Here is a 13470-nt window from a genome sequence, read left to right on the forward strand (position 1 = left end):
GCTTTGCCTGTTGCCAAACCAAACCCGGACAACTCCATTGAGCACCTCGGGTATAAACCCAATAGCACTGTTGAATTGCGCCGTGGTGTCATAAGGTCCCACCGCCAAACAAATTGCATTGTGCGTTGACGGTGAAACCCCAGCGACAGCAATGTCAACTGACCTGCCGGCGGACTTTGGCACCAGTACCGAATAGGTAACCCCGACCGTAAATGAGTTTTCATCAAGCTCAAGGGAGCCTGTAGGCCCCCATATCCGCATGCCTTCACTCATTCGGTTAAATCTCCGATCTGAACCCGCTTAACTCCGTTCACATCCCAGAATCGAAGAGAGCGGTTTGTCATAACGGAACGCCCCTGACCGGCGACGATACCGTTAATTTCGAAAGTGCCGTCGAAGTTCAAACGCCAACCAATAAGGCCTGGGTCGTAGTTGTTGGACTGGATAAAGCTGCCGATCTTGGCGTTCGTAATGCTGGCGTCCTGAATGAATGCCGACTTGATGAACGTCTGCCCGCCGGTGACCGCAAAGGGCACAATGCCGGCCTGCCCAATAGCGAACCTGTCGGCATCGATGATGAACTGCGTTTGCAGCCCGCCCGGACCGTTCTCCAGGCCGAGACCAATCCCGGCGTACTTGTAGAGACCGGTGGCGGTTTCGTACTGCATGCGCACCGACCAGTTCGCCGTCACCTTGCCGCTTACCGTTTGAATGGCTGTGGCGTTGGTCTGGATAGCCAGGGTATTGCCGTTGAGCGAGGTTTTCACCGTTTCGATGCTGGACGAAAGTGCGCTGTCCGCATTAATCCGCGCGGTTTGCTCGCTTACGACTGCCGCTGAGGTGGTCGCCAAGCTTGCCTCGACCACGTCGGTCCGCTGGCCCTGCACCAGATCGCCCTCGATCAGCGCGGACTGAGTGGACCAGACGCCCACGTAGCTCGCCTCCGATCCCATCAGCGCGCTGTCATCGCCCTGTAGCGGCGGGTTGACCTGCAGGTAAATGCCGTCAACCCGCTGCGCCGTGGTGGTGACCTTGCCGTCGAGCGTAGTAACCGAAGCCTTGAGCGTGCTGAGGCCGCTCGCTGTGGCCGTCACACCGGTTACCGGGTCGTTGACCGTGGCCTTGACCGCGTTCAGCTGCGTGGCCTGTGCGGTGATGTCCTGGCCGTGCTGGTTGATGGTGGCCGAGTTCTGCTGAACCTGGGTCACCAGCGCATTGACCGTCTGCACCACTGTGCCGATATCGGTCCAGTAGGTTGCGTTCGGAGGTGGGTTGTTTGCCGGTACCGAGCTCTTGGCCTGATACAGGTGCTGCCCCACGCGCACAATGTCGTTCAGCACATATGCCTTGGTCGGCACGTACTCCAGCGCATCCACTACCTGATCGATCAGTTGCTCCAGTTCGTCCTTGGCCGCTTCAATGCGCCCGTTTACCGAGTTCGGCCCATCACCATCGATCAGGTCGATGCGATCCTTCAGTAGCTGGCCCAGAGCTGTCTCGTCGATCTGGCCCTTGATCTGCTCAAGGATAGGCCCGGCGTCCGAGCTGGACTGGCCCATCACGCCATTCACTACCGGGTAGAACGGCCCGATGTTGCCGGTACGGTCCACCAGGCGCGCCCAGAAGAACAGGGTTGCGCCCGCCAGCAGAGACTGCATGCGGTAATCGTGCTGCGGATACGCCAGATCGGCGAGCTTGGTCGCCGCCGCCAGGTCGTTCGCCTGGCCATACCACAGCTCGGTGCGCTGGGTGTCTTCCGCGCCAGCAGGGAAACCCCACTTGATGCTGATCCCGAACAGCTCGCTGGTGGTGGTCAGGAACGACACCGCCGGCGGCAGGCCGGTTTTCCCTTGCAGATTGGTCAGGACGGAGTTTTTCCACACCGACGAGATGTCGAACGCACTCACCGCACGCACGCGGGCCAGGTAGGCACCCGAGTAGATCCCAGTGACGTCGACGCTCGTAGATCCCGTACGCTGCACCTTGATCCAGTTGCCGCTGTCCTTGCGCCACTCCACGTCGTAAGCAACAGCGCCGGTGACAGCAGGCCACGATATGTTCATGGTGCTGATGGCGATTCCCTGGTTTACCGCGAAGCTCGAGGTCAGCGTCACGCTGGCCGGCGCCGGAACCACGGTAATCGGGATGACACTTATCGGGCGTTCTTCCAGGCGCGCGCCGGTGTCGATGTGCGCGAACTTGCTCGGGTCGTACTGGACAGCCGAGATTTCGAACACGCCAGCCTCTGGCCGGGCCACGCTGACCACGCGATAAAGCGGAATGGCCAGGTCGTCAGCATCCAGCGCCCACACCAGTTCGGGCTCAGGCGCAACGGAATAAGCCACAGTAACGGTGACTTGCCGGCCGCTGACCAACTGCACGGTGCGCCCCTCGCACTTGCCGTCTGGCAGGTTGAGAATCAGCCGGTCACCGGGTTTGGCCTGGGTATCACGATCCAAGGTGATGACTTTGCCGCTCACCGCCGAGATACGCCCGCCCACCGGCCGACCGGCCAGGAGTTCGTCCGCGATGGGGATCACGTAGCCAGGCAGCGGGATGCGCCCGTCGAGGCCGACCTTGAAGGTAACCGCCCGATCCTTGGAGTTCGTGAGCAGCGCCCACTTGCCTCGGCGCTGGGCCTCGGATTCGCGGGTGCAGCCAATAGCGCTGATCTCCAGTGGATTATCACCATAGCGCCGCTGAAGCTTGGCGTCGGTCACTGCGGTGACGTCGGTGTCGAAGTTGTTCAGTGGGTTGTCGTAGCTGATCAGAGCCCGCGTGTAACGGGTTCGCTCCGATGCGCTCGAATAGGTGAACTTGCCGTCGATGACGTTCGCACGGGTGTAGGCGAAGTCGAAGTCGGTAGCGCGCGGCATATCTGCCAGCGTGAACACCTGGCCCTGGGCCCAGTAGGTCATGCCACGATAAATGGTCGAAATATCCTGTAGCAGCGACCAGGCGTCAGCCTTGCTCTGAAGGTTCAGGTTGCAGATGAAGCGCGGCTCCTGCCCGCCCTTCCCGTCCGTCACCAACTGGTCGCAATACTGCGAAATCCTGTACAACTCCCACTTATCTACCATCCACGGCTTGATGCGACGGCCAAGGCCGAAACGGTCGGCAGTCGTGATGTCGTAGGTCATCCAAACCGGGTTATCGGTCCAGGCCTGCTTAAACGTGCCGTCCCAAACGCCAGAGTAGGTGCGAGACACAGGATCGTAATTGCTCGGCACCTGCATCTTCTTCAGCTTGGTCTCGACGGTCACCGCCGGGATGCTGCGGAACTGCTCGGCTGAAAACTCGATGTAGAGCAGCGCGGTATTTGCGTAGCGAATCTTGGCGTCAATCACCTCAGTAAAACCGGCGATCTGCATCGTGTCGGAGATTTTGTTGTTGTTTTGGTTAATGGTCAGGCGCGTGATTTTCATCAACCAGCCAGTGGTCGCCTTTGGCAGATCGATACGGCGTGTGCGCTCGTACAGGCTTGTGGTCTTGCCGTCTACAGCCTCGCTCAGCACCTGCTGATAGGCGCCACCATCGGTCGCAAGCTCGACCTTGTACTCGATCCGGTAGCCGTTAATGTTGCCGCCAGAGTCCACCGACTGGAGCGCCGGCCACGCAAAACGAACGCGCACAGCGGAAAGCTGGGTATTGCTGATGGCCCGCACCCACGGCGTGCCACTGCGCAGTTCGGTGCTGATGGTGGTCTCGTTCTCGACCGAAGGGATGCCCTGGATATAGCTCTGATCCACGGCCCCGGTGCGCCATTCCCACTTCACGTTCGGGAAATTCATATTGCCCTGGGGGTCTTGAAGCGGCGTGTTGTCGAGGTAGATGTCTTTGGCGGTGGGCGTGCCTTCAAACTCGCCCTCCCCTACAGCGATCAGCATCTTGGCGATCGCGACAGAGCGCAGGCTATCCGGCACTTCGGTTGGCGTTTTCGGCTTGTCGGAGCCGCCCTTGGCGCCGTAAATGTCCAGCTTCTGTGCTGCGCCCATGCTTTTCTCCAGGCAATAAAAAACCGGCTCATGGCCGGCTGCTGTACTGCAATTTGGTTTACATCTGGTCTTCGGCGTAGATGGCGGCGCTGATAATCGCCCCGCCAACTCGACGCTTGCCGTAGCAGAGTGGTACCGGGTTGCCCGATGCCGTGGTGTTCTTGGCGCTACCGAAGGCGTAGCCGGGGGTGTTCTCGGGCGCCGCGCTGGTCTTGAGGCCGCCAGCCTGGGGGCTGAGCATCTGGATTACACCTCCGGCGACCAGGCCGATACCTGCGCCAATAAGCGGGGTGCCGAAGGGCGTTGCCGAGAAAATCACCCCGACCACAATCAGGATCGCGCCGACAATCGTTTGAAGAATGCCGCCACGTTTACTTCCCACTATCACTGGAGCAATGCGAATATCCCCGGCTCCGCTGTAGGCCAGCTCCTTCTCGCCGATGTTTCGTTTATCACGGAACACTGCAAACTCAAGCCCGCGTGATTTTGCATTCGACAGGAACCGCTCAAAGCCCGGAATCTGGACGCAAAGGGCTTTAATCGCTTCGGCCGGCGACTTCACAGAAAGCCTAAACGACTTCCCGAACTGACGGAGCTGCCCGTGCAGGCGAATGATCGTCATCGGTTGGTAGTTGATAGCTGAGGTCTGCATCAATTTCTCCGGGCGTTAAAAAACCGCCCTGAGGCGGCTTCATGATTTTCGTTTTTCAGTTGTAGTCGACGTATGGGCCAATGTAGAAGCCGGACATATCGCCACTGATGCGGTACAGACTTTCCTTTCCGGATTGAACTGTCGCCGCGATAGTTCGTATTGCAGCTCCTGCACACAGTCCTGATCCGGCAAGACCGGCGCCGAGATTCGGCGAGCCTGGAGGAAGGTAGAATGTGGCGCGCTGGCTGGTGCCAATCTTTGCTGCTTTTCGGCCATCGAAGTAAACGACGATATCGCAGCCTGACCCAACTGCGCCCGAATCCCTGACCACGGTAATTTTTCCGCTTTCGCCTTTAGGTTTCGACTGGAAGGCGTAAAGCTCATCAGCCGGAACCGGCTTCGCATCCCGCACTGAGATCGCCGACGAGGCACACCCCGCCAGCATCGCCACCGCTATCGCCGCTATCAAAATCCGCATGATCGATCCTCGTCCTGAAAGTAGCGACTGTACCCCGGACCTGGCCGTGCATCCAGCGTGGATGGAACTCCAGTGGCGACCGGGCGGCGCTCAGTAGTAGCCTCCTGCCACACGCAAGGATTCCCCAGTCCTTCGCCTGCAGGCCCAAGGACTGGGATAGCGCCAATATCGGCGTGTTTATGACCTGGAGGTCAATGTGTCAGAGTCAGATAACCAAGCAATGCAAGATCCTTTCAAGCTGGGCGTCCTCACCACACTTGTTCTGATAGGAAAAGCTCTAAAGTCCGACCAGGCCATCAATACAGAAGCGCTCATTTCGGAAGCTGAGAAACTGATTGCGAAGCTTCCGACCGGAGACAAACCACTGAATGAGCAGGATGATCACACGCTACCGCTTCGCTGGTTCTTAAGCGGTCTTCGCTAATGGAATCGCAGACAGCTCGCAAGATGCTGTCTGCGCTCATCGTGGACGGATCAATTCGATCTTTCATGCAATCTCTCCTGCGGCGATGCCGCGTCATGTTGGTTATTTTGCGTCTCTGTGCCTGAGGATCAGGCGTGTCCGGTCATGCCATGGGCCGCCGTAGACGATAATTTCCGACGGTCTGCCGTATAGGTGGTGCAGCAGGAATGGGCCAGGGCCGAACGTGCCCGACTCTTCGCCAGGTAACGCCGGATCAGTGCCCAGGTAAATCCCGGCGTGGTTCGGGTGAACGGTACGGCCCACATGCATGACGATCATGTCGCCGCGCTGCGGCCGATCGACACGCACGAAGCCGGCGGCCTCGTAGTTCGACTCGTACAAGCTCGCGTTCTCCGCACTTTCCCACCAGCCATCGGTGCGCTGGAAAGCTTCGAACTCCAAACCCCATTCGCGCGCATACCAGTCAGCGCAGACCTGCCAACAGTCCCAGGCGCCGTGCACAAACGGGCGCTTGAGCAGCGGCGTGCTGCCCGTCGGCGTGATCGTGCGCATGTCGCCCTCGGGCCAGGACAAAATGTGCCAGGGCAAGGCGCTAGCCTCGCACATGGCCAAGTCATGCGGTGACGGCCTGCTGGTGGCGTCTGGGTGCGAGTGGACAATGCCGATCACTTCGCCCAAGTCTTCCGCCGCAGCGTAGTCCTCGGGATCGAGCCGGAACTCTTCGTTCGGCTCCGTGGCGATGTTCCGGCAGGGGAAATACTTCTGCGCCCGGCCGACGGCCAGCAGTAGGCCGCAGCATTCGCGCGGATACTCGGCCGCCGCGTGCGCCTGGATAGCCGTAATAATGTGCTTGCGCATGGTCAGCTCCGGGCAATCAGGGAAACGGCGGGGAATCCACCGAAGGACAGTTCGTTGTTCTCGCCGAAGCGCAGCTTGCAGGACGACAGACAGCCCTTGCACTGATCCTTGGCAGGGTCATCAGTGGGGTCGTCCTCGTCGTCGAACATGGCGGCGCCGGTGTAGCCGCAATCTGGCCCGCGGTAACCATTGGTCATGGCCCAGTGGCAGAACGTGGTCATCTGCCGGCCTGGCAAACCGTGGTTATCGATCTCTCCAGGGGATGACAGCTCCCAAACTACCGCCTCGCCGTCCTCGCTCGTTTTCTGGTCGATGTACCAGATCTCTAGCGCCTCCTGAGTGGGGTCAGCGGTTGGGTTGCCCTCGGGAAAATTAGCGGCGTCGAGGTACTGCGCCAGCGTCTCACGCACAGTCAGCTTGAACTTGAGCATGTCCTCGAAGGCCAAGCACAACGCTGTGACGCGACCGTTGACGTTGCCTGCGGCAAAGGTTGGCCGAGAGGCGGTGCCGTCACTGCTCGAGGAAATACCCTCAATCTGCACCGGCCACGCCGCGTATTCCTGGCCCTGCCAGATAATCGACTTGGCGGGCAGATTCTCTTCCGATCCCTCATAGGCCAGCAATTCCTCTGGCGTGTGCGGTATCGCGTGACCGTGGAAGCGCAGGTAGTCCGCGCCGTATTCGGTACCGTCAATTTCGAACAGGCGAATCTCGCCGCCGGGCTCCAGTTTCTGGATGTCCGTGATCAGTGCCATGGGCAGGCCTCAGGGGTGAAAGGTTTGTTCGAAGGTGGCGGTGATTGCGTAGACCTGGCCGCCACGGTGAACCGGTTTGTAGCCGTTGCACTTGTAAAGGCCAAGCTCACCCAGGGGCGGCTCCCAGAGGAAGCCTTTCGCCCCTTTGTGTCGATCGAGGAACGCCATGATGTCTTTGATGCGAGGCTTCAAGCCAGTGAAGGTCACCGGCCAGGATTGCGACCGGTTGTTGAGGCCATCCTCGACCGACTGCTCGTACCCGTCGCCGAACTTCTTGGAGCGGACGCGCTGGGCTATATCGCCCTCCGCGCCCTTCTCCGTCGCCCAGGTGAATCGTTCGATAGCCATCAGCGCCCCTTGATTGCTTTGTTGATGACGCCGCCCTGGCGCATATCCTTCGAGCGCAGCTCTTGGTACTTCTGCTCTACAAAGGTCGCCAGCTCCTTGCCGAACAGGTCATAGCCTGGCTCGTCAGCGGTAGACGTCGCGTTACCGTCACCATTGATATGCACCTCGACGTTGATCTGTGTGCCACCAGTTCCGCCACCGCCCATCGCTATGACCCCAAGCTTGCCGCTCGACGTCCTGGTCAGAGGCATAATCGCCTCTTCTCCAGCCTCACCCATGACTCCGGTCTTGCCGTTTGCCATACCGAACGCGGTGGGCTTGCTGACGATGGAGTTCGTGAATGCGCCGCCATCGGCGAACATCTGAACGCCGCCAGACCAGGCTCCGCCATTGGCTTGTGGGAAGTAGGTGCTGGAGTAGCCGGCTGAGGAAGCGCCCAAGTTCGAAGAGGTCGCACCGGCAGAGCCGGCGGCCATTCCGTTGCCACCTCCAGCAGCGCTGCCGCCGAGGTAGCTCGCCGCCGCACCAACCAGGCTGCCCAGCAGTGCCGAACTGGCCTGTCGAGTAGCTATGCGTGCCATGTCAGCCAGTATCGACTTGGCGAAGTCGGAGAACGAAGCTTTGCCCGTCATGGCAAAGTTGACGATGGAGTCCTCCATGGAACTGAAGGCGTTGCCGAACAGGCTTTTTGTTTGCCCGGCGATGTTGCGCGCCGAATCCAGGTAGTTATCCCAGGCTGCCGTTGCGCCTTTCGTCCAATCGCCCTGGGCATTCTCCACATCCGCATAGTTCTGCCGGATCTGGTCCGTCGCGGCCTTGTTCGCGTCTGCGAGAGCCTGAGATTTACGAGTGAACTCCTCCTCCGACATGTTGCGCGATGGATCAGACTTCTGGTTTGCAAGCTCCAGCGACTGCTGCGCAAACCGGTCCTGCTGACTGTTCAGCTCGCCGCTGAGTGCGTTCTGGCGATCGCCCTGCCCCACGCCGAGCACTGCACGCTGACCTGCAAGCTCCAAGGCCCTCTGTTGCTGCCCCAGCGCCTGCACGTAAGTGCTGATCGCCCGCTCCTGCCTTGCCAGGCGCCCGGTCTCGTTGGTAGCGAGCACTTCAAGCTGGCTGTCCGCGTCCTTCTGCGCCTTGACCATTCCTGCGCGCGCGTCGGCGATCTTCTGGTCCAGCTGGATGCTTTGCGCAGCCGAAGTGGACTTCTTGCCCTTGGCAGCCTCAAGCGCTGCAATCTCTGCCTCGTAGGCGGCCGTCGTCTGGTCAAGTTCGTTGCCGATCAGGGCCTGGCGGCGCAGCAGGTAGTCTTCCTCCGACAGCAGGCCGGCTTTTTGAGCCGCTTCCAGTTCCTTCTCATAGTTTTTGTAGGTGTCAGTGATCGCCGCCAGGTCGTTTTTTGCATTGTTGAAGCTGGTCAGATCGACCTGGGTGCCAGCGGCTTTCGGATCCTTGAACTTGTCGTTGATGTTGGCGATGTTTTTGTCGACCGTTGCCTTGGCCAGGCGAGGGTCGTTCGGCGCAACCTTGCGGATATCGTCGAGTTGTTTTTTGTAGTCCTTGAGTGCGTCTGCCCGCTTTTGCTCATTTGTCCAAGAGGACTTGGTGAGCGCATCAACCTTCTGCATCGAGGTTATTGCAGACTGCTGAGCCTTCGCCTGATCGCCTTCCAACTTGGCGATTTCAGCCTGGGCCGCCCTCTGGTCCTCGAGCATGTTCAGTCGGTTTTGATAGAGATCAATCATCTCCTGCTTGTTTTGGAACAAGCCAACGTCGCCGGATTGCGCGCTCGACAGGTCCCGGCGAGCCTGTTCAATATCGGCGCCGATATCCGGGCGGCCGATGTTCTTGAGGCTGTCGGCGGCCCGTGCGACTGCGTTGTAACCTTTCTCCCAGAAACTCAGGTTCTCCAGGATCTTCGGCGTGCGCTCGTTGATGGCGTCGGCATAGGACTCGGTGGCCAGCTTCACAGCGCCGGCGTGGTCGCGCTGCTCTTCCAGGGCGGCGATCTGAGAGAACACCGAGGCGGTTAGGTAGTGGTACTGCTCGTTCAGCGCTGCCGATGCCTTGACTGGCTCGTCGGCCAACTTGACGAACTCGGATACCGTCTCGCTGACGGCCTTGCCAGTGGCTTCCTGCATCGATACGGCGGCTTGGGTGATGCTGGCGAAACTCTCTCCGGCGATCTTGCCGTTATCTGCCAGTTGGGCCAGAGCTGCTGCTGCCTGGCCTGTGGTCCCGACGGTAGCGCCGACCTGACGCGCCATATCGCCCAACTGACCAGCACCCACACCGGCGTAGTTACCGGTGAGGATTAGCGACTTGTTGTAGCTGTCCTGCTCTTCACTGCCCTTGTGGTAGGCGTATGCCAGTCCACCCACGGCCGCGGTGGCCAGGGCCAGCGGCGCTAGGATGGCGAGAAGTCCGGCAGCACCTGCACCCGCGCCGGCGCCCAACTGGGCCACGGCACGTACGCCACTACCCCAGTCACCCGAAGACAGCGCGTTACCCAACTGTACGACGTTTTCCTGGGCCTGGCGGGTGCCGAGGCGCAGCTTGTCGAAGCCTGTGGCGGTCTTTTCGAGCTTTCCGTAATCCTTGTCGATCTTGCTCAGGGCGCTGTTGTACTGGTCCTGACTGATTCGACCCTCGTCGAGATGCTTGCCCAGCTGCTCGACCTGCGTGTCCAGCTTAGCCAGCGCGGCACGGGCAGGGTCAATAGCCCCCAGCAGGCTGTTCAGCGCCTTCTGCTCGTCCATAGCGGACTTGGCCAAAGCCACCTGCTGCTTATCGAGCTGAGCCGAGATCTTCGCCGCCTCGGCCTCGCCGTAGGCGCCGGTCTTGGTCAGCTTGGCAAGCGCGTCGCGCTGTTTCGCCAGGTCCTGCGTGGTTTTGGCGCTGGTAGACAGCGACTTCTCCAGCGCCTGCATTTCGTTCATCAGCGAAACGGCGGACTGCTCGGCCCGGCCGCCGGCCTTCGCCATTTCATCCAGGCTCGTTTTGGCCTGGATTGCATCGGCCGAGTCGATCTTTACGCCGAGTTCTGCAATGTTCATCGACTCACCTTGAATAAGTGCCCGCAGTCACGGGCTGTTTTCCCTTTCCTCCGCCATAACGCGCAGGGCTTCGCCTTCCAGCACCTGAAGGTCAGGGAAGATTTCAGCGAGTTTCTTTTTCTTGATGCCGAGGAACCCGGCCACGTCGCGGATGCTGCTGTAATCGAGCCCAATTGCGCCGCCGGCGCCTGCTCGCCACTGGGTGGACATGCGATTGAACAGAAGGAAGGCTGCCCAATTGCAGGGCCAAACCTCCACTTCTTCAACCAGATCGCCGGGGGCAAGGCCGAACATGCCGATAACCGCATCAGGCACGCTCGGCGAGTACATCGCGCGGGCGGCGTCGGTCAGTTTCCCAAGCGTGCCTGGCTGTATGCGCCCTCATGGGCTTTCACGACAGCCTCGGCGGCACCGTGACAGGACTTCACGAATGCGACGATGTTGTCGTCGCTGTATTCGTCATCGAAACCCCAGCCGACCACCAGGTCTTTGATCTGCTGGGTTTGCTGCTCGGTATCCACGGCAACAATTTCCGACCAAGACGGCTTATCGCCCAGTGCGGCCTGTGCCTTCTTCCGTTTCTCGTTCCACTCATCGAAAAGAGCGGCAAGCTCGGCGCGATCGCGGTACCTGAAGGTGAACTCCACCTTTTCGGGCGTGCCGCCGACGATCGGGATCAACACGGGCGCAGTGAACGTGGCGTTCTGCGCGATACGAATCTTGGCCATGGATTACACCACCGCAGTCAGGTAGCGGGTCGGCTCGGATTGCAGAGCCAGGCTGACGGTTCGGGTCAGCAGGTTGCTGCGGGACACGGCTGGCTGCTTGGAGAACGACGTGTAGGTGCCGTACAGCAGCGTGTCGTTGCCAGGGAGATTCAGGCGCGCGGCTTCGATTTGCTTGCCTGCGTCAGCCTTCATGAGCACGCCGTTGAACGCCTGGGCAGGATCATCCGCGATGGTCAGCGTCATGCTGGCCGCAGCCTTGTCGGTCGGGATTTGCTTGCCCTGATCGTTCTCGAGAAACACCACGTCCAGGTAGTTCTGGTCACCGCCCGAGAAGGCTACGTCGGTGATTTGTGGGATCTGAACCCAGGTCAAAATCTTGCGCATAGAGCCCACGCCGCCGGCCGCCGGGTAAATCTGCGTATCTGTGGTATCGATGCCCTCCAGGGTGATCGCCGTTGCCGTGGCAGCCTTCACGCGCACTACCTTGCTGTCCAGCTTGCTCCAGCCAGAGCTGAGCAGGACGATATCGCCCGCAGCAATGGTGCCGCCAACAACGGTAGCGATCGCCTCGCTCGCATTGCTGAGCGCAGTAAACGGCAGAGCCGCAGCGTACGTGGCGGCGTGCTGAAAGGTGCCGCCGTTCGGGATTTTGTAGCCCATGGGGTATTTCCTCTTTGCAGATGTGAAAAAACCCGCTCGATGGCGGGTCTCTGGGTTTGCCCAATGGGCGGGATCAGTTGGTGTCGGCTCGGTACAAGAACGAGACTGGAACGGTATAAGTTGAATCACCCGTAATGCCAGGGCCTGGGTCAACTGGCGACATGGTCACCACGGTGAACGCACCCTTCGTGTCCCTGGCGTATAGCGGGAACAGGTCAACCAGTTCGGTGGTTATTGGGTTGGTCTTGGCCTTCCCGGTGCCGGCCGGCGCGATGATGCTGACCTGAAATACTCCGGTGTACAGCCGGTGATCTCCGCCGAGCGTGTTGCTCGCGGTATCGCCGGGAATGGTGAAGGCTCGTAGGTAGGTCTCGCCGTCTGCCGGCGTGTAGGCCGTGTTCTCGAAAACGATCTTCAGCTTCTCCAACCTGGCAGCGTTCCAGGCGATGAGCTTTGCCTCGTAGATCGAGGCGATGATTGCGTGACTCATACCTGGTTGTTCCTGATGGCCTCCAACACGATCTGCTGAAAGCGAGCCACGGTTACCCGGACCATGCCGCCGGGGGCCTGGGTGGAATGGCCGAACTCCAGCGGGATTGCGTACGGCAGGTTGTTGACGATGAAAGCGGTTTCCCCGGCATTGAACTCAATAGCGCCAGCCACAAGCCTTGCGGTCGCTGCGGCGCCTGTCGGGTCCGGGTGAATGCGGATGCTGTTGTCGACGGAGCCGATGGAGAGGTTCCAGTTCGCCCGGAACCGGCCGCCAACATAGTCTTGGCCCGCAACCAACCCATTCACATTGAAGTTCTGGTCGCGCTCGGTCTTCGTCAGAGGCTTGGCGTATTTCACTCCACGCTTGAGGTTTCCCGCTTTCGTGAAGTTCGATTCGTTCAGGTTGATAAGCGTGTTGCGGACCGCGACCTTGAAGTCATAGTCGTCGGCCGCCCGTGTGTTCGCCTCGCGGTAAGTGACGTTTGCGGCCCAGATCTCCGGGTTACCCACGGGAGACATCCGGATCAGGCTGCTGCCGATCTCGATGATGATCTCTCGCAAACTGGCGTCGATCGCTTCGCTGGCCTGAGCGGCGAACTCGGCCAGGCTCAGGGCGAAACTACCGGACTGGCCGGCGCCTGCCCGGCTCAAGACCGCACCTGCAGCTCATACAGGATCGGTGTTCCGGCCGGGTTGATCTCTTTCAACGGTGGCACGATTGACCAGGTGCGGCCTTGGGCGACCACCTTGTCCAGCAATCCAGGAACCCATGCCAAACCCTGAGCGGCAATCTTCAGCTTCTTGTCGCCCTGCCTGATAAGGCTGTTGTTCTGGAATTCGATACCCGTGAAGTCGAGCAGGATGCCTTGGGCGATTTGCTCGACGGTCGCGCCCGACGCTTCCGCGCCCGTCTCCGGGTCGTACTCGCCGGGCTCCGTCTTGCTGATGGTCACGGGCTGGCCGAACTCTGTGATCATCTCCAGAGCCATCACGGCCATTTCGTCGTAAAAGGCCATAATGGTCT

At 60.1% G+C, this 13470-nt stretch carries 14 protein-coding genes; 1 reads left to right on the forward strand and 13 read right to left on the reverse strand.

The features are described 5' to 3' along the window. Nucleotides 1-269: 269 nt before the first annotated feature. Genes gpJ through V6M90_RS28360 form a run of 3 tightly spaced genes read right to left on the reverse strand, consistent with a single transcriptional unit; the run spans nt 270 to nt 5125 of the window. The gene (gene gpJ / locus V6M90_RS28350) at nt 270-3995 is read right to left on the reverse strand and encodes a TipJ family phage tail tip protein (protein ID WP_332847535.1); all 3726 of its coding nucleotides are present in this window, start codon (nt 3993-3995) and stop codon (nt 270-272) included. A 58-nt stretch (nt 3996-4053) separates the two neighbouring features. Beyond that, nucleotides 4054-4647, reverse strand: a complete 594-nt coding sequence (locus V6M90_RS28355) for a tail assembly protein (protein WP_332847536.1) — start codon at nt 4645-4647, stop codon at nt 4054-4056. Nucleotides 4648-4702: 55 nt separating this feature from the next. Continuing rightward, complete coding sequence (locus tag V6M90_RS28360) at nt 4703-5125, reverse strand: hypothetical protein (protein ID WP_332847537.1); 423 nt, start codon at nt 5123-5125, stop codon at nt 4703-4705. Between the two features lie 196 nt (nt 5126-5321). Here V6M90_RS28360 and V6M90_RS28365 point away from each other — a divergent pair, with 196 nt between their 5' ends. Then, on the forward strand, nt 5322-5549 hold the full coding sequence (locus tag V6M90_RS28365; protein WP_332847538.1) for a hypothetical protein: 228 nt from the start codon (nt 5322-5324) through the stop codon (nt 5547-5549). A gap of 102 nt (nt 5550-5651) precedes the next feature. Here the strand turns inward: V6M90_RS28365 and V6M90_RS28370 are convergent, their stop codons facing one another. From V6M90_RS28370 to V6M90_RS28415, 10 genes are all read right to left on the reverse strand, one after another. Further along, a complete protein-coding gene (locus V6M90_RS28370; protein ID WP_332847539.1) occupies nt 5652-6407 on the reverse strand; it encodes a C40 family peptidase in 756 nt (251 codons plus the stop codon). Between the two features lie 2 nt (nt 6408-6409). Next, nucleotides 6410-7162, reverse strand: coding sequence for a phage minor tail protein L (locus V6M90_RS28375; protein ID WP_332847540.1), 753 nt, complete (start codon nt 7160-7162; stop codon nt 6410-6412). Nucleotides 7163-7171: 9 nt separating this feature from the next. Beyond that, nucleotides 7172-7510, reverse strand: a complete 339-nt coding sequence (locus V6M90_RS28380; RefSeq protein WP_003175020.1) for a phage tail protein — start codon at nt 7508-7510, stop codon at nt 7172-7174. Then, complete coding sequence (locus V6M90_RS28385; protein ID WP_332847541.1) at nt 7510-10566, reverse strand: phage tail tape measure protein; 3057 nt, start codon at nt 10564-10566, stop codon at nt 7510-7512. The genes V6M90_RS28380 and V6M90_RS28385 overlap by 1 nt, the downstream gene beginning before the upstream one ends. A gap of 27 nt (nt 10567-10593) precedes the next feature. Then, a complete protein-coding gene (locus V6M90_RS28390) occupies nt 10594-10896 on the reverse strand; it encodes a DUF1799 domain-containing protein (protein WP_332847542.1) in 303 nt (100 codons plus the stop codon). A gap of 17 nt (nt 10897-10913) precedes the next feature. Continuing rightward, nucleotides 10914-11294, reverse strand: coding sequence for a phage tail assembly chaperone (locus tag V6M90_RS28395; RefSeq protein WP_332847543.1), 381 nt, complete (start codon nt 11292-11294; stop codon nt 10914-10916). Nucleotides 11295-11297: 3 nt separating this feature from the next. After that, nucleotides 11298-11954, reverse strand: coding sequence for a phage tail protein (locus V6M90_RS28400; RefSeq protein WP_332847544.1), 657 nt, complete (start codon nt 11952-11954; stop codon nt 11298-11300). 73 nt (nt 11955-12027) lie between these two features. Beyond that, nucleotides 12028-12444, reverse strand: a complete 417-nt coding sequence (locus V6M90_RS28405; protein WP_332847545.1) for a phage tail terminator-like protein — start codon at nt 12442-12444, stop codon at nt 12028-12030. Then, nucleotides 12441-13097 (reverse strand): hypothetical protein, encoded by a 657-nt coding sequence (locus V6M90_RS28410; RefSeq protein WP_332847546.1) that lies wholly within the window; start codon nt 13095-13097, stop codon nt 12441-12443. The genes V6M90_RS28405 and V6M90_RS28410 overlap by 4 nt, the downstream gene beginning before the upstream one ends. Beyond that, a complete protein-coding gene (locus V6M90_RS28415; protein WP_332847547.1) occupies nt 13094-13462 on the reverse strand; it encodes a hypothetical protein in 369 nt (122 codons plus the stop codon). Before V6M90_RS28415 ends, V6M90_RS28410 begins: the two co-directional genes overlap by 4 nt. Between the last annotated feature and the right edge of the window lie 8 nt (nt 13463-13470).

It is taken from the genome of Pseudomonas lactucae, assembly GCF_036688725.1.
Classification (GTDB): domain Bacteria; phylum Pseudomonadota; class Gammaproteobacteria; order Pseudomonadales; family Pseudomonadaceae; genus Aquipseudomonas; species Aquipseudomonas lactucae.